This is a genomic window from Microtetraspora niveoalba, from assembly GCF_001570405.1.
Taxonomy (GTDB): Bacteria; Actinomycetota; Actinomycetes; order Streptosporangiales; family Streptosporangiaceae; genus Microtetraspora; species Microtetraspora niveoalba.
Genome location: NZ_BBYM01000024.1, coordinates 55,517 through 74,926 on the forward strand (window position 1 = coordinate 55,517; position 19,410 = coordinate 74,926).

The window sequence follows — 19,410 nt, forward strand, 5'->3', positions numbered from 1 at the left end:
CGTCCCGAGGTCAGAGCGCCTGGAGCCCCTGGATCACCTCAAGCAGGATCCGCTCCTCCGGCAGGTGGCCGACCGCCGCCGGAGGGCGCGCGGTGATCACGCCCCGGTCCCGGAGATCCCCGAGGAGGATCCGCAGCACGTTGACCGAGAACCCGGTCTCGGAGGCCAGGTCCACCAGCGTGGTGGGGGACTGGCAGACGGCGAGGATGCGCAGGTGCTCGGGCGACAGCCCGGCCGCCCGGTCTGGCGCCGACGGCGCGGTCCTGATGATCGTCATCAGGTCGAACTCCGGACCGGTCGGGCGGGTCCGGCCGCGCGTGATGGTGTAGGGCCGTAGCAGCGGGCCGTACTCCTGCTCGGTCACGACTCCTCCTGCGGCTGCTCTCGGCGGGGACGCAACGGCGATGCCAGGTTAGCCTGCCGTACCCGCCTGGGGAGATCGTCGGGAGGCGGTGCCAGCGTGAGCGCGAGGGCGCGCTCCGGGGTGGCGTCCTCGGCCATCAGGCTCGCGGGGATGAGCACGATCGCCGACGTCCCCCCGTACGGCGAGGAGCGCAGGGAGACCCGGACGCCGTGCCGCCGCGCCAGCCGCCCGACGACGAACAGGCCGAGACGCTCGCTGTCGGCCAGGTCGAACTCGGGCGGCTCGGACAGCCTGGCGTTGAGCTGCGCCATCTCCTCGGCGCCGATGCCGAGGCCGCGGTCCTCGATCTCCAGCGCGAACCCCTTCGCCGCCACCTCTCCGTTGACGAACACCTGGGTGTGCGGCGGAGAGAAGATCGTCGCGTTCTCCACCAGCTCGGCGACCAGGTGGATCATGTCGGTCACCGCCGGGCCGAGCAGCGCCGGGCCGTGCGGCACCGTGATGTCGACCCGGAGATAGTCCTCGACCTGCTCGACCGCCGCGCGTACGACGTCGAACAGGGCGACCGGGGACCGCCACCCCCGCCCCGGCGCGGCGCCGGACAGGATGATCAGGCCCTCGGCATGGCGGCGCATGCGGGTGGTCAGGTGGTCGATGCCGAACAGCTTCTCCAGCACGTCCGGGTCGGTGACCTGCTGCTCCAGCCCGTCCAGCATGGACAGCTGACGGTGCAGCAGCGACTGGTTGCGCCGGGCCAGGTTGAGGAAGACCTTGTTGACCCCCTCGCGCATCCGCGCCTGGTCGACCGCGGCCTCGATGGCGGTGCGCTGCACCGAGGTGAACGCGTTGGCGACGTGGTCCACCTCCGTCGTCTTCCCGGGGATCGTCACCGGCGGCGTCTCGGCGGACACGTCGACGTCCTCGCCGCGCCGCAGCCGGGTGACGACGGACGGCAGCCGCCGGTCGGCCAGCTCGATCGCGGCCTCCTCCAGCCCGACCATCTCGGCGGTCAGCCGGCGGCCGACCCTGATCGAGAAGAAGACGCTGAACGCCACGATGAGCAGCCCCACGCCGGCGGCGATCCCCATGCGCCACAGCGCCCTCTCGGCGAGGGGAACCGTACGGTCGGCGATCGTCTGGCTCGCCTCGCCGAGCAGCTCGCCGAGGGCGACGGTCATGGCCTCGCTCGACGTACGCCAGGCGAGCGCGCCGGGGACGAGCGCCCGGCCGGGGGCGACCTGGTCGGTGACCTCGTTCTCCATCGAGCTGAACGCCCGGTAGGTGGCCGACGTGTTGAGCGTCAGGAACGGCGCCGCCAGCTCGGCGTCGAGCTGGCCGACGCCGAGCTCGTACAGGAGCTTGCGCTTGCCGGCCATCTTCCCGAACGCGTCGTACTCGGCCTTGGTCATGCGGTTCGCCGCGAGCGCTCCGGTGAGCAGGGCGGACTGCTGGCTCATCACCTCGCGGGCGCGGCTGACCAGGATGACCGCCTTGACCTGCTGGATGATGTCGAGGTCGGCCGCGATCATCAGCCGGTCGTAGACCTGGAACCCCACCTCGCCGATGGAGCTGTAGTGCTCGACGGACTCCGCCGCCGTCAGCACGCGCTCGTCCACCTGCTTGCGCACGGCGCCCAGGCCGCGGGCGTACGTGACCAGCTCCTGGAGCCGGCTCCACATCGCGTCGGGGGTGTCGTCCTTCGCCGAAAGGGACATCTGCTCCAGGCGCACGACGGCGGCGTCGGTCTCCCGCCGCTGCTTCTGCAGCTCCGGGTAGGGCGTCGTCGCTCCGCCGCCCAGGAACCCGGCGGACAGGGAGCGCTCCGCCTGCAGCTCGTCGATGACGTCCTGCACCGGGAGGACGACATCGTTGTAGACGGAGCGGATCTTGAGAAGCTCCAGGCCGCTCTGTACGGTGATCACCGAGCCGTACGCGTAGACCGCCAGCAGCGCGGTCACCGGGACCAGGATGATGGCGAAGATCTTGGCGCGAATCGAACGCCTACGCCCTGCCATATGACCTCGCCCAAATGAACGCCTGTGTTGATTGGGGCGAAACATTAGCAATGGGTGAGTCGTGGTTACCAGCGGCGATCCCTAACGAAAGAGCAGCTTTCCCGCCGGCCCGGTCCGCGGGCGGCGGCGAAGGTCGCCCGGGTTCGATGGTGTGGCGCGCCGGACGTCCCCGTGGGACGTCATCCGACGGGTGCGGGCGTCAGTTCGCGAGCATCGTCACGGACAGGGTGACCTTGCCCGACGCCCCGTCGCCGACCGCGTCCGACAACACGCTGCCGAGCGCGTCGTATGCGGTGGGATCGGCCCGCCGCAGCGCCGAGGGCTTGGCCCAGATGAGCACGTGCTCGCCCGCGGGCAGCCAGGACAGGTCGGTGAGGCAGTCGTAGAGGGCGTCGAAGTTGTGCCCGAAGTCCTCGGGGAAGTCGAGAGTGCGGGCGATCAGCTCCAGCATGGCGGCCGAGCTCTGTGCGCCCGCCCCGTCCAGCACGTGCGGGGTGGCTCCGCGGAGCCTGGCCTTCCTGATCGCCGCCGCGACCCCCATTCCGGTCGGCGCCTTGATGAACTGTCCCGCGACCCTTGACTGCGTCATGCCGGCCAGGCTAGCGATCACCCAGGTCAGAGCCGTGGAGCCGCGCCGGTGGACATCTTTGTCTAGTTGTCAGACAATCGCAGTTATGACTCCGCGCTCGGGCTCTCTGACCGTCGTCGCCGCGGCCGTCCTGTGGGGTACGGCGGGCACGGTGGGAGCGCTCGCGCCCGCCGGATCCGTCCCGCTCGCCGCCGCCCGCCTGGTGATCGGCGGAGCCGTCCTCGCCGCCGTCGCGGCCCGCGCCGCCCGCGCCACCCGCGTCGGCCGCGTCGGCCCAGCGGCCGGGCAGGCGACGCCGAGCGTCCCGGGAAGGGCCGCCCGGCGCGTCCCCAGGACGTTGCTCGCGGCCGGAGGGCTCGCGGTCGCGGCGTACCAGCTCTGCTTCTTCGCCGCCGTCGCCAGGACCGGGGTCGCGATCGGCACCGTCGTCGCCATCGGCAGCGGGCCGGTCTTCACCGGGCTGCTGTCGTGGCTCCTCGACCGGACCCGGCCGAGCGGCCGGTGGGCGGTCGCGACGTCCGCCGCCATCGCGGGCTGCGCCGTACTGACAACCGGAGGAGGAGCCGGGGGAGCGGACGCGGGCGGCATCGCGCTCGCCCTCGTCGGCGGCCTGCTCTACGCGTTCTACGCGGTCACGGCGGCGCGGGCGATCGGCGCGGGCATGGGGTCGGACACGGTCATGGGAGTGCTCTTCGGGGCGGCCGGCCTGATCATGCTGCCCGTGCTCGTCGCCGGCGGCACCGGCTGGCTGGCGGAGCCGCGCGGCCTGCTCGCCGCGCTCTACCTGGGCTGCGCCGCCACCGCCCTGGCCTACGTCCTGTACGGCAGGGGCCTGCGCACGACCCCCGTCGCGACCGCCGCCACGCTGGCCCTGGCCGAGCCGGCGGTGGCCGCGATCCTCGGGCTCGTCGTGCTGCGCGAGCACCTGTCGGCCCTCTCCTGGGGAGGGCTCGTGCTGCTGGCCGCGAGCCTGGTCGTCGTGGCGCTCCCCGGCCGGAAGCCCGCGCCCCGCGACGCGTCGATCGGGGAGACGCCGGGCCGGGCGGGGCCGGACCCGGCACCTCGGGTTCCCGCGACGGCGCCCGACCCCACCACGTGATGCGGTGGATCGCCGTGCCGACCCTGAGATCGTCGCCGTGCCGGCCCTAAGCTCGTCGCCGTGACGTCCCTCCGCCCCGTCTCCACCGTGCAGGCGCTGGCCGCCGCGCTCCGCGAGCGTGTGCTCTCCGGCGACATCCGCCCCGGCGCGTTCCTGCCCGAGCAGGAGCTCTCCGCGCGGTACGGCGTGGCCCGGCCCACCGTGCGCGAGGCCCTCGCCGTCCTCGTCCATGAAGGGCTGCTCCGGCGCGAGCGCAACCGCAGCGCGTACGTGCCGGAGGTCACCCCGGAGGACCTCGCCGACCTGATGTACGTGCGACGTCCCCTTGAGGACCTGATGGCCCAGGCGGTCGCCGGCCGCAGGGTCGAGGCGGCCGAGGCCGCGCTCGAACGGATGGGGAACCTGCCCCCCGACGCTCCCTGGGCGGCGGTGGTGGCGGAGCACATGGCGCTGCACGAGGCGCTGGTCGTGGCCGCGGGCAGCCCCCGCCTGGAACGTCTCTACGGCGTGCTCGCCGCCGAGACCCGACTCGGCCTGGTCCGGCTCCGCGACGTCTACCCGGAGCGGGACGAACTGGTGGCGGAGCACCGCGACCTGCTGGAGACGATCGCGCGCGGCCCCGAGGACGCGGCGCGGCGTGCGGTCAGCGAGCACCTCCACTGGCGCGGAGCGTGACCCCGCCGCGCCGGGCGCGCACGGCCGCCTGACCAGGGGTGTTGACCGTGCTCTTGCACGGAGTGGGGGGATGTAGTCACAATCCGCCCATGCACGCCAACGCAGTGCCGGAGTCCTACGTGTACGTCACGGAAGAGGGAGTGACCCGTCACTACGCCGACGGCAGCGTCGAAGCCCTCGCATGGGAGGACGTCGTCGAGGTGCGGGTGGGCGGCCTCGGCGACCAGCGGACCGACCGTTCCGGCGACGGGCACGGAAGCCCCCAAGGGGACCCGCATGTGGACCAGCACCGGGACCAGCACGATGACGGGCGCGCCGACGTCCTGATCGTCCTGCTGTCGCGCGACGGCGAGGGCTGCGTCGTCCCCCACTCGGCGACGGACGCCACTTTCCTCGCCCGGCTGAGATACCTGCCCGACTTCGACTTCGACCGGCTCGACTCGGCTGTCGAGGCGGCGGCGGACGACTACGTCGTGGTGTGGCGCAGCCCCGAGCCGCCGTCGCCGCTTCCCGACTTCGAGTACGACTGACCGAGCCCGTCCACCACAGCGGACGAGGGCGGCCACCCGGTCCGGGCCGGAGCCCGACCGGAGTGACCGCCCTCGAACGGACGTGCTCCCGCTCATCGGTCCCCGCCACGGCCCGGAGCCGGGGGGCGGGGAACCGCTGAGCACTCCCTAGTTGATCCGCCAGGTGTCGCCGCCCAGGAGGAGGTCGGAGAGCTGCCCCTTGCCCTTGTCGGCGGTGGCCTGCTCCAACTGCTCGCTCATCAGGACGTCGTACGCCGGGCGGTCCACCGACCGGAAGATGCCGATCGGCACGTGCGCGAACGCCGGCTCGTCCAGGCGCGACAGCGCGAACGCCAGGGACGGGTCGGGCCGGTGCGCGTCGTGGACGAGGATCTCGTCGTCGGCCACCTCGGAACGCCGGACGACCTCGACCCCGCCCTGCGGCGCCGGCCGTACGGCCCGCTCGTTCTCGCCGGCGCCGAACACGATCGGCTGCCCGTGCTCCAGCCGGATCGTGATGTCGTCGCGGGTCTCCGGCTCCTTCAGGGCGTCGAAGGCGCCGTCGTTGAAGATGTTGCAGTTCTGGTAGATCTCCACCAGCGACGTGCCCCGGTGCGCGGCGGCCTCACGCAGCACGCTCTGCAGGTGCTTGCGGTCGGAGTCGATGGTCCGGGCGACGAACCCGGCCTCGGCCCCGATCGCCAGCGAGATCGGGTTGAACGGCTTGTCCAGCGACCCCATCGGCGTCGACTTGGTGATCTTCCCGACCTCGGAGGTCGGCGAGTACTGCCCCTTGGTCAGGCCGTAGATCCTGTTGTTGAACAGCAGGATGTTCAGGTTGACGTTGCGGCGCAGCGCGTGGATCAGGTGGTTGCCGCCGATGGACAGCGCGTCGCCGTCACCGGTGATCACCCACACCGACAGGTCGGGACGGGACGCAGCGAGCCCGGTCGCGATCGCCGGAGCCCGCCCGTGGATCGAGTGGAACCCGTAGGTGTTCATGTAGTACGGGAACCGGGACGAGCAGCCGATGCCGGAGACGAACACGATGTTCTCCCGGCGCAGGCCCAGCTCGGGCAGGAAGCTCTGGACGGCCGCGAGGATGGCGTAGTCACCGCAGCCGGGGCACCAGCGCACCTCCTGGTCGGACTTGAAGTCCTTGAGGGTCTGCTTGCCCTCGGCCCTGGGCACCAGCGCCAGGCCCTTGCCGTTGAGGCTCTCAGTCACTGTTGATCACGTCCTGGATGACTCCGGCCAGTTCCTCGGCCTTGAACGGAAGCCCGCGCACGCGGTTGTAGCTGATCACGTCGACGAGGAAGCGTGCCCGCAGGAGCAGCGCGAGCTGGCCGAGGTTGATCTCCGGCAGCAGCACCTTGTCGTAGGAGCGCAGCACGTCGCCGGTGTTGGCCGGCAGCGGGTTGAGGTGGCGCAGGTGGGCCTGGGCGACCTTGCCGCCTTCCTTGCGCACCCGCCGCACCGCCGCCGCGATCGGCCCGTACGTCGACCCCCAGCCGAGGACGAGGACCCGGGCGTCGCCGTCGGGGTCGTCCACCTCCAGCGGCGGGACGTCGATGCCGTCGATCTTGGCCTGGCGGAGCCGGACCATGCGGTCGTGGTTGTTCGGGTCGTAGGAGATGTTGCCGGTGCCGTCGGCCTTCTCGATGCCGCCGATGCGGTGCTCCAGCCCGGGCGTCCCGGGGACGGCCCATGCACGCGCCAGCGTCTCCGGGTCGCGCTTGAACGGGAGGAAGGTCGTGCCGTCCTCGCCGTTGGGCTCGGTGGTGAACTCGACCGAGATGTCCGGCAGCTCCGACACCTCCGGCACCCGCCACGGCTCGGAGCCGTTCGCGAGGTAGCCGTCGGACAGCAGCATGACCGGCGTGCGGTACTTCAGCGCGATGCGCGCCGCCTCGATCGCGGCGTCGAAGCAGTCCGACGGCGTGGCGGGGGCGACGATCGGGACCGGCGACTCGCCGTTGCGGCCGAACATCGCCATCAGCAGGTCGGTCTGCTCGGTCTTGGTCGGCATGCCGGTGGAGGGGCCGGCCCGTTGCACGTCCACCACGACCAGCGGCAACTCGGTCGCCACGGCCAGACCCACGGTCTCGGCCTTCAGGGCCACGCCCGGGCCGGAGGTGGTGGTCACGCCGAGCGCGCCGCCGAACGCCGCGCCCACGGCCGCGCCCACACCGGCGATCTCGTCCTCGGCCTGGAACGTCCTGATGCCGAACCGCTTGTGCTTGGACAGCTCGTGCAGGATGTCGGACGCCGGGGTGATCGGGTAGGAGCCGAGGAACAGCGGCAGCCCCGACTGCACCGACGCCGCGATCAGGCCGTACGCGAGCGCCTGGTTGCCGGAGATGTTCCGGTAGACGCCGGGGGCCAGCGTGGCGGGCTTGATCTCGTAGGAGACCGAGAAGGACTCGGTGGTCTCGCCGTAGTTCCAGCCGGCCTGGAAGGCGGCGACGTTGGCCTTGGCGATGTCGGGCTTCTTGGCGAACTTCGCCTCGAGGAACTTGATCGTCGCCTCGGTCGGCCGGTGGTACAGCCACGAGAGCAGCCCGAGCGCGAACATGTTCTTGGCCCGCTCGGCGTCCTTCTTGGAGATCTCGAAGCCTTCGAGCGCCTTGACGGTCAGCGACGTGAGCGGCACCGAGTGGAGGCGCCACTCGGCCAGCGAGTCGTCCTCGAGCGGGTTGGCGGCGTAGCCCACCTTCTGCAGGTTGCGCTTGGTGAACTCGTCGGTGTTGGCGATGATGTCGGCGCCGCGGGGCAGGTCGCCGAGGTTCGCCTTGAGCGCCGCCGGGTTCATCGCGACGAGCACGTTGGGGGCGTCGCCGGGGGTGAGGATGTCGTGGTCGGCGAAGTGGAGCTGGAAGCTCGACACGCCGGGCAGGGTCCCCGCGGGGGCGCGGATCTCCGCCGGGAAGTTGGGCAGAGTCGAGAGGTCGTTGCCGAACTTCGCCGTCTCCGCGGTGAATCGGTCGCCGGTCAGCTGCATGCCGTCACCGGAGTCTCCGGCGAACCGGATGATCACGCGATCGAGTTGCTGAACCTGCTTGGTCACAGCTGCTCAGTCCTCCTCGCCGCGCCAGGGCGTCTTAGCTCGTGGCACGTTGTTCTATCCATGCTAGATCCATCATCTCCAGCGACGGCCGCCGGCTTTACCCGGCGGGCCGAATCGCTTCCCGTCATGGTCCGTGTGCTCGAAGCGGTCAGGCTTGGCCGTCGCCCACCTCCACCGGGGGAAGCGAGAAGGCGCTCTCTGCGGGGCGCAAAGAAGTCACCGGGTGCACGCCTTCGATTGTCGCGCGAACCCTTCGTCGCCAAGGTGTGACCTACGTCGCATCGGCCGGCGGGCGGACTCCGCCCGCTCCCGACGCGCGTATCACTCGGAAATTCCATGGCCGCCGCATCGACGGCACTGTCACGATCGTGGACGACGCTTCGTGCGACACAGCCCCGCCGCAAGCCGGCACAGATCAACGTGCAAGCGGGCGAAGAGGATGTTGCGGGTCACGAGGTCCAACTATATGTCCCCGTGCCTTTCACGGTACCTGCCGACTCGGCGAGCCGTCGGTAGACACGACACCGCTCGGCACGATGGGGGAGGAGTAGACGCGGCCCGGCGTCATGCGGGCGGAGCCGTACAGCTCGGGCACGGTCACGAAGACGAACCCGCGTCCGCTCAGCTCATCGAGCACCCGGGGAAGCGCGGCCGCGGCGACCTCGCCGACGTCGCGCATCACGATGACGGACCCGCGCCGGGCCGCGGAGACGACGCGCTCGGCGACCGCCTTCGGGTCCGCGCCGTCCACGTCGCCCGCGTCCACGTCGCCCCGCACGATGGACAGGCCGAGCCCGCGCGCGACGTCGGCCACCCTGCCGTCCGTGGCCCCGTACGGCGCCATGAGCAGGGACGGGCTCTGGCCGCTCGCCATGCCGATGACGTGCTGGGCGCGCCGGATCTGGTCGTACACCATGCTCGTGGACAGCAGCGTGAGGTCGCGGTGGGCCCATGTCTGGTTGGCGACGAGGTCGCCCTGCTCGCGCATCAGGCGCAGCACCCCTGGCGTCGCCGCCGCGTGCGAGCCGACCATGAAGAACGTCGCCCGGGCGCCCCGCGCGGACAGCGCCGACAGCAGCCGCTCGGTGTACGGCCCCGGCCCGCCCTGGAACGCGAGGGCCACGCAGCGCGCCACCGCGCAGTCGACGGAGCCGTTCTTCACGCTGACGGCGGCGGGGTTGTCGTCCATGGTCTCCGACAGCGGGCGGGTGGCGGTGTCGGAGACCGCCGTGCGCACCTGTCGGCCGAAGGGCGTCAGCAACCTGTCGGCCTCCTTGCGGGGGATCGCCACGGCCACCCGGCCGACCGACCCGGGGGTGGACTCCTGGCCGTCGAACTCCACGACGAGGTCGCCCCGCGCGTTGAAGTTGAGCGAGTCGAAGAGGTCCGGGTCCACGATCACGCTCTGGGCGTGGACCGGCGAGTTGCCGGGCAGGTGCTTGCGGACCGCCGCCGAGAGCTGCTTGATGTTCGCGACCAGGCTGGTGGAGTCGACCACCTTCTCGCCGCCGCGGTCGTACCAGAGGGTGCGGTAGGAGTCGACCCAGGTGCGGCCGGTGAACCGGCTCTCCCGCAGCCGCACGCCGACGGCGTCGCGTGAGGCTGCGGTGAGCTCCCAGTCCACGTTGTACTCGGGGACGGGCTGCCCCTCCCGGGGCGCGGTCTTCTCGGTGAAGCGTCGCGCCTTGGCCTCCAGCTCCTCCTTGAGGCGCTTGTTGAGCGCGGGCGCGTCGGCGAGCGTGGGGTAGCTGACGTGCACGTGCGGCTTCGCCGTGCCGCTGGAGATCGTCGCCACCGAGAGCCCCGCGACCTTGGCAGGGTCGGCGAAGGTGAGCACCGTCGGCTCCGACTCGACGTCGACGTTCCTGTCCTTGTGCCCGTCGAACAGCGGAAGACCGCAGCTCGCCAGGGCGACGACCAGCAACGCGACGGCGCCGGTCAAACCAAGTGGGGGCATGACTGGAGGGTATGAGTGGAAAAGTCGGTTTTACTGGCCCTTTGTGTGATCACCGCGCATCTTTTGGCTGCGAACGGTGACAAAGGGGTAACGCGGTTATGATCGTGGGTGCAAGCCGTACCGGTCCGGAGGCGAGCATGAGCGGTTATTTCGGTTCCTATCTGGTCGTCGCCATCCTGCTCGGGACAGGGCTGGCCATCGTGGCCGGAGCGCTGCTCGTCAACCGGCTGCTGCGCCCCCACCGGCCCACCCCGGAGAAGCTGCTGACGTACGAGTGCGGCGTCGACCCGGTCGGCGAGGGCTGGGCCCAGTCCCAGGTCCGCTACTACGTCTTCACGTATCTCTACGTGGTCTTCGCGGTGGACGCGGTCTTCCTCTTCCCGTGGGCGACGGTCTTCGCCGCGCCCGGGTTCGGCGTCACCACGCTCGTCGAGATGTTCGTCTTCCTGATCTTCATCGCCCTGGGCATCCTGTACGCCTGGCGCAAGCGCGTACTGACCTGGACGTGACCTGACCTGACCTGGCCTGGCCCTCCCGCGCCCGGTTCCCGGCCCGGGAGCCGCGCGTGCTTCGGGATCTGGACGTGATCGTCCCGTTGTGGCACGCTCCACCCTCCATGACCCCCTCAGCGATCGTTCGGGAATGCCCCCAGTGCTCGGCCTCCATCGCCGCGGACGACCGGTTCGTTCCCTGGTGCCCCGAGTGCGAGTGGAACCTGCGCCGGCCGGACTCCGGCCGGGACGCGCCGACCGGCCGCCCCGGCCCGCTCGCCCGGCTCCGGAAGCGCCTCGACGCCCGGTTCGCCGCCGACCTCCACCGGCAGGTGCTCGGCTCCGGGGTGGGCACGCCGTCCCGCGACCCCGGCCGGATCGCGGCGTACACGCTCGCCACGCTCGTCCACCTGTTCGCGCTGACCGCGCTCGTGGGCGGGGTGTGGCTGCTGGTCGCGTCCTGGCCGAACCCGTTCGGCATCGTCTTCGGGGTCGCGGGCGTCGGCTTCGCCTATCTGGCCCGCCCCCGGCTGGGACGCCTCGACCGCGACGTGCAACACGCCCTCACCCGGCAGGAGGCGCCGGTCCTGTACGACCTGCTCGACCGCGTCGCGCGCGAGGCGGGAGCGCCGCCCGTCGACGTCGTCCTCGTGGACGGCGACGTCAACGCCTCGTTCGGGACGGTCGGGCTGCGCCGTACCAACGTGCTGACGATCGGGCTGCCGCTGTGGCTGGCCCTGGAGCCGCAGGAGCGTGTCGCGCTGCTCGCCCACGAGATGGGCCACTCCAGCAACGGCGACGCCCGCCGGATGTCGTACGTCGGCAGCGCGATCACCACGCTGTACGAGATCCACCACGCGGCCGCCCGGGTGCGCGTCGGCGGCGGCCTCCGCGCCCTCGTCACCGCGATCGCGGTCAACGTCCTCACGGGGCTGGTCCGGCTGGTCGTCGTCGGACTGATCATGGTCCTGGAGTCGCTGACGTACCGGGAGTCGCAGCTCGCCGAGTACGCCGCGGACGACCGGGCGGCCAGGATCGCGTCACCGGTCGCGGTCGCCGGGTTGATGGACAAGCTCATCACCCGGGCGCCCGCCGTGCGCCGGCACCTGGAGTCGGCGGCGCACCGCACCGGGGACCTGTGGGAGGGCCTGCGGCGGTACCTGGACGGTTTCCCGGAGTCCGAGGAGGAGCGGCTGCGCAGGCTGGCCCGGCTGGAGGGGGCGCGCGTGGACGCCACCCATCCGCCGACCCACCTGCGCAAGGCGTTCGCCGTCTCCCGGACGTACGGCACGGCCGCGATCGCCACGACCGACGAGGAGATGGACCGCGTCCAGGCCGAGCTGGAGCGGACCGGCGACCGCGTCGCGCGCGAGATCGTCGACCGGGCGCAGGCCGCGCTCTACGAGTGAGCCCGGCCGTCGAGGGGCCGCCGGGGGCGACCCCAGGCCGGCGGCTGTACCGGCGGCGGCGACAGGGGGAGAATGGCGCGTATGGCGGTGAACCTTCCGATGCCGACGGTCGGCCCGGCCTCCCGGCTGGCCCCCAAGCCGATGAAGTTCGTGCTCAACTGGGGCCGGCGTTACTCCCTGTGGGTGTTCAACTTCGGGCTGGCCTGCTGCGCGATCGAGTTCATCGCGACCTCGATGAGCAGGCACGACTTCATCCGGTTCGGGGTCATCCCGTTCGCCAACGGCCCGCGCCAGGCCGACCTCATGATCGTCTCGGGCACCGTCACCGACAAGATGGCCCCCGCCGTCAAGCGGCTCTACGAGCAGATGCCCGACCCCAAGTACGTCATCTCCTTCGGCGCGTGCTCCAACTGCGGCGGGCCGTACTGGGACTCCTACTGCGTGACAAAGGGCGTGGACCAGATCATCCCGGTCGACGTCTACGTCCCCGGCTGCCCGCCCCGGCCCGAGGCGCTGCTCCACGGGATCATGAAGCTCCAGGAGAAGATCGCCGCCGAGTCGCTCGGCGACCGCTACCCGGGCGGTGAGGCGTGACCGGCGCGGGCGCCCTGGAGGCCGTCGCCTCCAGGTACGGCTCGCGCGTCCGGCTGTCCGACTCCTTCGGCCAGCCGGTCGCCGACGTGGCGCCGGAGGACTGGGTCGACCTGCTGGAGTTCGCCAAGGCCGAGGGGTACGTGTTCTTCGACTGGCTGACCGGCGTGGACGAGCCCCCGGACGCCTTCGCCGTCGTCGCGCACGTCTTCGACCCGGCGGCCAGGGCGCACCTGCTCGTACGCACCCGGGTGCCGAGGGAGGACCCCCGGCTGCCCACCGCCACCGGCGTCTTCCGCGGCGCGGACTGGCACGAGCGGGAGACGTACGAGATGTTCGGCGTCGTCTTCGACGGGCACCCCGACCTGCGGCCGCTCCTGCTGCCCGACGGGTTCGAGGGGCATCCGCTGCGCAAGGACTTCGTGCTGGCCGCCCGGGTCGCCAAGGCGTGGCCGGGCGCCAAGGAGCCCGGCGAGTCCGGACACGGGTCGCCGAGCCGCCGCAAGATGCTCCCGCCGGGCGTGCCGCCCGGCTGGGGTACGGGAGCCGGGACGGACTGAGCCAGGAGGAACGTGGTGGCTGAGGTACTCGACGTCGCGCTCCGTCTGATCGTGATCGTGGTCGTGTTCCTCGCGTTGCCGCTCGTCGTGGGGCAGATGGAGCACAAGGCGATGGCGCACATGCAGTCGCGCCTCGGCCCCATGTACGCCGGCGGGTTCCACGGCTGGGCCCAGCTCATCGCCGACGGTGTGAAGTTCGTCCAGAAGGAGGACGTCATCCCGGCCGCCGCCGACCGGCGGGTCTTCGCCCTCGCCCCGGCCGTGGCGCTCGTGCCGTACCTCGTCGTGCTGGTCGTGATCCCGGTGGGGCCGGGCCTGTTCGGGGTGGACCTCGACGCCGGGCTGTTCTTCGTCCTCGCCGTCATGGGCGTCGGCGTGCTCGGCGCGATCATGGCCGGGTGGGCGTCGGGCAACAAGTACAGCGTGCTGGGCGGGATGCGCGCGGCGGCCCAGCTCGTGTCGTACGAGCTGCCGCTGGTGCTCGCGGCCTCCAGCGTGGCGATGGCGGCGGGCACGCTGTCGCTGAACGGCATCGTCGAGCAGTGGCGGTGGTGGTGGCTGCCCTGGCAGGCCGTCGGCGCCGTGGTGTTCTTCGTCGCCGGGCTCGCCGAGCTGCGCAGGCCGCCGTTCGACATGCCGATCGCCGAGTCCGAGATCATCATGGGGCCGATGACGGAGTACACCGGCCTCCGGTTCGCCCTGTTCATGCTCGCCGAGTACGCCGGGATCGTGGTGTTGTCGGCGCTGACGACGGTGTTGTTCCTGGGCGGCTGGCACGGGCCGCTGCTGCCCGGCCCGGTGTGGACGCTTCTGAAGGTGCTCGCGCTGGCGTTCGTGGTGATCTGGGTGCGGGTGAGCTATCCGCGTCTGCGGGAGGACCAGCTCCAGAAGCTCGCCTGGGTCGGCCTGGTGCCGCTCGCCCTCCTCCAGCTCGCCCTGACCGGCGTCGTCAAGCTCATCGCCGCCTGACGAGCCTCGTGAAGGAAGCAGGCCGGCAGACGGAAAGGCCGACAGGGCCCCGACCCTTCAAGGGGTCGAGGCCCTGCGATCGTGGCCCGACCGGAGCGGAGACGCCGGTCGGGCCACGATCGAGCCCATGGCGAGGCGGCCCGTCCGCGAAGACTCAGACGATCTTGCCTGACCAGACGTTGGCGGCGGCCTTGTAGACGCCGTAGGTCTCGCCGTCGAAGTACGGGGAGATGCTGGTGTCGTAGCGGTTGTTGCCGTCGGTGTCGGAGACGCCGATGGTGACACCGTTCAGGTAGCCGAGACGGCGGCCGTTGTTGTACTTCAGCAGCCAGGAGGAGCCGATGGCGCCCTCGCCCGTGAAGGACGACTTCATGCCCTGGAGCTCCTCGCCCTTGACGGCCGGGGCCTGGACCGCGAAGGTCTTGCCGTAGGCCCACTTGAGGGTCTTGCCGGTGAAGGCGTGGTTGCCGTCCGGGTGCGCCCCGCTGGGGTAGCCGAACACGAAGACCGGGGAGCCGAGCTTCTGGTTGTAGGCCAGGCCCTGGCCGCCGACGTTGTCACCGAGACGGCCGACGCTCTTCAGCTCGATGGTGAGTCCGCGCTTCGTGGTGGCGGTGACCTTGAAGTCCAGGTCGTACTCCGTGTGGAAGGAGCGCCACGTGTAGGTGTCTCCTCGCTTGGAGACGAGATTCTTCTCGTCCTGGGTCCAGGCCCAGTTGTCCCGTCCGCCGTTGGTGCCCTCACCGCCGTCGGGGCCCGGCGTGGCCTTGGCATCCTCGAAGAACTTGGCCTGGACAACGCGGGGGTACACGGTGACGTTGGCGGGAAACGCGCCGGCGGGCTTGTCGCCCAGCTCCAGATCGGAGAATCCGGTCAGTCGCTTGATTTCGTCACGGGTGTGATCGTGCACCCAGTTCTCTTCGGCCTGGGTCGAATGCGCGAGATCGCGGGTGTAGACCTTCTCGTACTGGACGTTCGAGTACGCGGGGTCGTTCTCCAGCCTGGAGGCGTCCGCCTGGGCTTCGGCCTTGGTCTCCCAGACCTTCTCATAGGTGCCGCCCTTGGTGACCTTCGTCGGCAGGACGCCGTCGTAGACGGTCACGAACGCGTAGTCGCGGTCGCCGTCCTCGAACACGTCGTAGTCGTAGTGGGTGAAGGCCTGCTTGCCGACGTAGATGCCCCACGGAGTCTTGCCCTCGTAGTAGCCGGGGATGAAGACCCACTTGTCGAGGGTGGCCTTGTTGGACTCGGTGTCGTAGACGCAGTGGCCGGCGGTGGCGACCAGGTTGCGGTACGCGGCCTGGACAGAGGTGGCCGAGCACCAGTGCGGCTTGCGGTCGGCGCCGATGAAGAACACCTTGCCCGTAGTCCTTGGCAGGTTGATGTTCTTGGACTTGGCGGTCGTCTTCTTCTCGTCGCCGATCGCCGGGACGACGCCGGGCTTGCTGTCGGCGGCCGGGCCGCCCTTGGAGACGTGCTTGGCGACGACCTTGGTCTCGACGTTGTACGGCGTGGCGGCGATCAAGTTCGCCGCGCGCTGACCGAACCAGAACGCGGCGATCTGCCGAGCGGCCAGGTTCGTGTTGGCGAGGATGACACTGGGGGCCTGGTCCTTGGGGGCGGCGCTCGCGGGGACGATCAGCCCGGCCGCGAGGAGGCCCGAGGCGGCTACGGCGCCACCGAAAGCCAGAGTGCGCTTCATGCGATTCCTCGGTCTGTCGTGGGACGCCTCATGCGTCCCATACTTCAGGGAAGGACGGTCCCGGAGGATAACGGCGCTCACTAGTGGATCAGTTGAAGCGCAGGTCACAGAGGTTTCCACCGCCATCGAGCCACAGCGTTCCCCGTGCCGGATCGAAGCGTTTCGACGCCGAGCGGTTCGCCGATTTCGAATGGGGTGTCCCATCAACGACAGCTGGATCGCGGCGACCGCGATCGCTTCCGGTGTCCCGCTCGTCACCCAGGTTGCCGACTACGACGACATGCCCGGCGTCGGGGTGATCAGAATCTGAGGGGCGTGGCCGAGAGCTCGTTCGGGCGGCCACGCCCCCTCAGGGCAGGTAGATGGTGTACTCCGTGAGCGGGCTGGTCAGATCGGCGGGGAGGTTCGCCGTGACGCACACCTCGACGGCCGAGCTGAAGGTGCCCACCACCTGGCGGGCCTCCAGGATCTGCTCGACCAGCTCCGGAGTCATCCCCGGCAGGGTGGCGATCACCGCGGCGGGCGCGTGGTTCAGGTCGACCAGGCCGCCGTCGTCGTAGCGTCGCGGCAGGTCGGGCCGCCCGATGCGCAGCTCCATGGCGAGGCCCGGGTCCTGTTCGGCCAGCTCGCGCGCCTCCTGGCGCAGCTCGCGGCGATGCTGCGCGAACTGGATCGCCTGGTCGTTCCCGTACGCCACGGGGTCGGGGCGGGGGAACACGCGGCGGCGGATCGTGAAGGCGTGCACGGTGCCGCCGAGGGTGTTGAGCAGCATGCTCGCGACGAACAGCGCGTCGCCCGCCGGGCCCGTCGGACCGCTGGTGGCGATCATGGTCACGGTGCCGACCAGATAGAGCGTGAGCGCGGCCCAGGCCATCTGCGTGCGGAGCTTGAGCGCGGCGTAGAGGAAGGAGACCGGGGTGAGCGTCCCCATGGTCCCCAACGGCACCAGCGACCACAGAACGCTGAGGAACGTCCGGCCGCCGGGCGGGCGCGGAGCGGCGGGGGGCGGCATCCCGGGCATCTGGCGGTACGGCACGGGCCCCTGCGGGACGGGGCCGTACACCGGGGGCCGGGGCGGCGCGGAAGGCGCGGACGGCACCACGGGAGCCTGGCCCTGCGGCATGTGAGCCTGTCGCGGCTGTGCCTGCGGCCGTACCTGCGGCGGGAGCCGGTGTGGCACCGTGTCGTACGGGTTCTCTCCCCGGGGTGCCTGCGCCGGCTGGGGAGGCCGCTGCGGAGAGCCGGGCGGCATCCCGGATGCCTGCCCGTGCGGTGCCGGTCCGTACGGCGCCTGCCCGTACGGCGGCTGTGGAGGAAGACCGGGGTGTGGGGGCCGCATACCTGGAGAATAAGCCCTTTCCACCGCTCCACTTGTGGACAGACAGTGGAGAAGCCTGTGGAAACTGTGGAAAACACAGAGGGGTGGATCGCCGCATTCACGTGTCGCCCATCGTGCGCGATGATGGGGAATTGTGGCGCGCATACCAGGAGAAGGGCTGGCCAAGGGGCTGGCGGTCACGTTCAAGCACATGGTGCGCAAATCGGTGACCCAGCAGTACCCCGAGGTCCAGCCTGACCTGCCTCCTCGCAGCAGGGGCGTCATCGCCCTGGTCGAGGAGAACTGCACGGTCTGCATGCTCTGCGCCCGTGAGTGTCCTGACTGGTGCATCTATATCGATTCGCACAAGGAGACGCTCCCGGCCCCGGAGGGCGGGCGTCCACGCGCGCGGAACGTGCTCGACCGGTTCGCGATCGACTTCTCGCTGTGCATGTACTGCGGCATCTGCGTGGAGGTGTGCCCGTTCGACGCGCTGTTCTGGGCCCCCGAGTTCGAGTACGCCGAATACGACATCCGCGACCTCCTTCATGAAAAGGACCGGCTGGGCGAGTGGGTGGGCAGCGTGCCGCCCCCGCCGCCGCACGAAGTCGGCGCGGAACCGCCCAAGGAGGCCGTCGCCGCGTCCCGTCCCGCTCGCGGGCCGGCCGGCCGTACCGGTGATGAACCCGCACGCGCGGGCGCGGGGCGTCCGGCGGCCGAGCCGGCAGAGCAGGCCGGGCAGGCCGGGCCTTCCGTCGGGCCTTCCGGGCGTTCACAGGCAGAGGACCAGGGTGAGCGCGGACCGGCCGAGAAGACGGCCCGCCGCGAAGCCCCCGGCAGCCGGGCCGCGATCCGGGCGATCCGCCCGCCGGGCGCGTTGCCGAAGCGCCCACCGGCCTCCGCGACGCCCGCCCCGCCATCTGAGACGCCGCCTGAGACGCCCGGCGCCTCGGAGACGTCGGGGGGAGCCGCGCGGCCCGGTTTCTCAGGGACGGAGCGCCGGGACACCTCCTCCACCGGCGACGAGTCCCCGGACATCAGGCCTGCCGCCGCCTCGCCGGGTGATGAGGCCGCAGGGGACGCCGCGGCGGGGGCGGACAGTCCTGCCCCACCGCGTCCGGCGGCCGGCTCCCCTGGCGATAAGGCCGTAGGGGACGCTGCGGCGGGGGCGGAAAGTCCCGCCCCACCCCCTCCGTCCGCGGCCGGCTCTCCCGGTGACGAGGTCCCGGGGGAGGGGCCGGCTCGACGAGAGCCGCCGCGCGCGCTGCGGAACGTCCGCTCGATCCGGCCACCCGGGTCCCTCCCGAAGAAGGACGCGCCACCTGACCGGGGAGGCGAAGGGTGACATCGCAGGTGCCGGACCTGTGGCCGCCGAGCGCGCAGGAAGTCGTCTTCCTGCTGCTCGGCGTCGTCGCTCTCGGGTCCGCCCTGCTGGTGGTGACGACCAGACAACTCGTCCACGCCGCACTCTGGCTGGTGGTCTGCTTCGGCGCGCTGGCCGGTGGCTATCTCGTGCTGACCGCCGAGTTCGTCGCCTGGGTCCAGGTGCTCATCTACGTCGGTGCGATCGTCGTCCTGCTGCTGTTCGGCATCATGCTGACCCGCGCGCCCATCGGCCGCAGCGCCGATCTCGACTCGGGCAACCGGGTGGCGGCCGCCGCGGTGGCGGCGGCGACGGCGGCCGTCCTGGTGACCGTGGTCGTCCAGGGCTTCGCGACGGCCTATACGCCGCTGGAGGCCGGCGGCGGCGCGGCGGCCACGCTCGGGGCGAGCCTCTTCCGGACATGGGTGCTCCCCTTCGAGGCGCTGTCCGTGCTCCTGCTGGCCGCGCTGATCGGCGCGATCGTCCTCTCCCGCACCGACATCGGCGCCGCCGCCCGCACGCCCGACCCGCCCGGCACCGACCCGGCCGGCACCGGCACCGCGCTTCCCGTATCCGACTCGGGCGGCCCCGACACCACCCTTCCCGCCCCCGACTCGCCCGCTCCGGACACGGGCACGGCCCCGGACCCGGACGGTCCGGACGGTCCGAACAACCCCGGCGTACCTCCTGGTGAGACCGGCTCCGGCCGGGTCCCACGGGACGGCGGTTGAC

At 71.3% G+C, this 19,410-nt stretch carries 19 protein-coding genes; 11 read left to right on the forward strand and 8 right to left on the reverse strand.

What is annotated here, in order from left to right:
- Window positions 1–10: 10 nt before the first annotated feature.
- The 3 genes from AWQ70_RS23760 to AWQ70_RS23770 form a co-directional block, all read right to left on the reverse strand.
- The gene (locus AWQ70_RS23760; RefSeq protein ID WP_084517716.1) at window positions 11–364 is read right to left on the reverse strand and encodes a DUF742 domain-containing protein; all 354 of its coding nucleotides are present in this window, start codon (window positions 362–364) and stop codon (window positions 11–13) included.
- A complete protein-coding gene (locus AWQ70_RS23765; RefSeq protein WP_067179821.1) occupies window positions 361–2,379 on the reverse strand; it encodes a sensor histidine kinase in 2,019 nt (672 codons plus the stop codon). Before AWQ70_RS23765 ends, AWQ70_RS23760 begins: the two co-directional genes overlap by 4 nt.
- 199 nt (window positions 2,380–2,578) lie before the next feature.
- Window positions 2,579–2,968: a barstar family protein gene (locus AWQ70_RS23770; RefSeq protein WP_218004632.1), complete on the reverse strand. Its 390-nt coding sequence runs from the start codon at window positions 2,966–2,968 to the stop codon at window positions 2,579–2,581.
- 85 nt (window positions 2,969–3,053) lie between these two features.
- Here AWQ70_RS23770 and AWQ70_RS23775 point away from each other — a divergent pair, with 85 nt between their 5' ends.
- From AWQ70_RS23775 to AWQ70_RS41430, 3 genes are all read left to right on the forward strand, one after another.
- Window positions 3,054–4,067, forward strand: coding sequence for a DMT family transporter (locus AWQ70_RS23775; protein ID WP_067179826.1), 1,014 nt, complete (start codon window positions 3,054–3,056; stop codon window positions 4,065–4,067).
- A gap of 60 nt (window positions 4,068–4,127) precedes the next feature.
- Window positions 4,128–4,742, forward strand: a complete 615-nt coding sequence (locus AWQ70_RS23780) for a GntR family transcriptional regulator (protein WP_067179829.1) — start codon at window positions 4,128–4,130, stop codon at window positions 4,740–4,742.
- A gap of 89 nt (window positions 4,743–4,831) precedes the next feature.
- Window positions 4,832–5,272 carry a hypothetical protein gene (locus AWQ70_RS41430; protein ID WP_245647121.1) on the forward strand — a complete coding sequence of 147 codons (441 nt, stop codon included), beginning with the start codon at window positions 4,832–4,834 and terminating at the stop codon, window positions 5,270–5,272.
- A gap of 147 nt (window positions 5,273–5,419) precedes the next feature.
- On the opposite strand, the gene AWQ70_RS23790 is transcribed toward AWQ70_RS41430, so the two are convergent.
- The 3 genes from AWQ70_RS23790 to AWQ70_RS23800 form a co-directional block, all read right to left on the reverse strand.
- Window positions 5,420–6,478, reverse strand: a complete 1,059-nt coding sequence (locus tag AWQ70_RS23790; RefSeq protein ID WP_067179832.1) for a 2-oxoacid:ferredoxin oxidoreductase subunit beta — start codon at window positions 6,476–6,478, stop codon at window positions 5,420–5,422.
- On the reverse strand, window positions 6,471–8,318 hold the full coding sequence (locus AWQ70_RS23795; protein WP_067179835.1) for a 2-oxoacid:acceptor oxidoreductase subunit alpha: 1,848 nt from the start codon (window positions 8,316–8,318) through the stop codon (window positions 6,471–6,473). Before AWQ70_RS23795 ends, AWQ70_RS23790 begins: the two co-directional genes overlap by 8 nt.
- A 481-nt stretch (window positions 8,319–8,799) precedes the next feature.
- Window positions 8,800–10,275, reverse strand: a complete 1,476-nt coding sequence (locus AWQ70_RS23800; protein ID WP_084517720.1) for a polysaccharide deacetylase family protein — start codon at window positions 10,273–10,275, stop codon at window positions 8,800–8,802.
- Between the two features lie 137 nt (window positions 10,276–10,412).
- Here AWQ70_RS23800 and AWQ70_RS23805 point away from each other — a divergent pair, with 137 nt between their 5' ends.
- From AWQ70_RS23805 to nuoH, 5 genes are all read left to right on the forward strand, one after another.
- Window positions 10,413–10,784 (forward strand): NADH-quinone oxidoreductase subunit A, encoded by a 372-nt coding sequence (locus tag AWQ70_RS23805; protein WP_067179841.1) that lies wholly within the window; start codon window positions 10,413–10,415, stop codon window positions 10,782–10,784.
- 56 nt (window positions 10,785–10,840) lie between these two features.
- Window positions 10,841–12,175, forward strand: a complete 1,335-nt coding sequence (locus AWQ70_RS23810; RefSeq protein ID WP_157530309.1) for a M48 family metallopeptidase — start codon at window positions 10,841–10,843, stop codon at window positions 12,173–12,175.
- Window positions 12,176–12,256: 81 nt separating this feature from the next.
- On the forward strand, window positions 12,257–12,769 hold the full coding sequence (locus AWQ70_RS23815) for an NADH-quinone oxidoreductase subunit B (RefSeq protein WP_067179848.1): 513 nt from the start codon (window positions 12,257–12,259) through the stop codon (window positions 12,767–12,769).
- Window positions 12,766–13,326, forward strand: a complete 561-nt coding sequence (locus AWQ70_RS23820) for an NADH-quinone oxidoreductase subunit C (protein ID WP_084517722.1) — start codon at window positions 12,766–12,768, stop codon at window positions 13,324–13,326. Before AWQ70_RS23815 ends, AWQ70_RS23820 begins: the two co-directional genes overlap by 4 nt.
- Before the next feature lie 15 nt (window positions 13,327–13,341).
- A complete protein-coding gene (gene nuoH / locus AWQ70_RS23825) occupies window positions 13,342–14,295 on the forward strand; it encodes an NADH-quinone oxidoreductase subunit NuoH (protein ID WP_067179851.1) in 954 nt (317 codons plus the stop codon).
- A 154-nt stretch (window positions 14,296–14,449) separates the two neighbouring features.
- Here nuoH and AWQ70_RS23830 read toward each other — a convergent pair whose 3' ends face one another.
- Complete coding sequence (locus AWQ70_RS23830) at window positions 14,450–15,997, reverse strand: trypsin-like serine peptidase (RefSeq protein WP_067179854.1); 1,548 nt, start codon at window positions 15,995–15,997, stop codon at window positions 14,450–14,452.
- Between the two features lie 349 nt (window positions 15,998–16,346).
- On the reverse strand, window positions 16,347–16,928 hold the full coding sequence (locus AWQ70_RS23835) for a helix-hairpin-helix domain-containing protein (protein WP_157530311.1): 582 nt from the start codon (window positions 16,926–16,928) through the stop codon (window positions 16,347–16,349).
- On the opposite strand from AWQ70_RS23835, the gene AWQ70_RS39200 reads away from it, so the two are divergent.
- From AWQ70_RS39200 to AWQ70_RS23845, 3 genes are all read left to right on the forward strand, one after another.
- Window positions 16,915–17,124 carry a hypothetical protein gene (locus AWQ70_RS39200; RefSeq protein ID WP_157530313.1) on the forward strand — a complete coding sequence of 70 codons (210 nt, stop codon included), beginning with the start codon at window positions 16,915–16,917 and terminating at the stop codon, window positions 17,122–17,124. The two genes, AWQ70_RS23835 and AWQ70_RS39200, sit on opposite strands and share 14 nt — an antisense overlap.
- 345 nt (window positions 17,125–17,469) lie before the next feature.
- Entirely contained in the window at window positions 17,470–18,660 is a 1,191-nt protein-coding gene (locus AWQ70_RS41435) for a NuoI/complex I 23 kDa subunit family protein (RefSeq protein WP_245647122.1), read from the forward strand.
- The gene (locus AWQ70_RS23845; protein WP_084517727.1) at window positions 18,657–19,409 is read left to right on the forward strand and encodes an NADH-quinone oxidoreductase subunit J family protein; all 753 of its coding nucleotides are present in this window, start codon (window positions 18,657–18,659) and stop codon (window positions 19,407–19,409) included. Before AWQ70_RS41435 ends, AWQ70_RS23845 begins: the two co-directional genes overlap by 4 nt.
- The last annotated feature ends 1 nt before the right edge of the window (window position 19,410 follow it).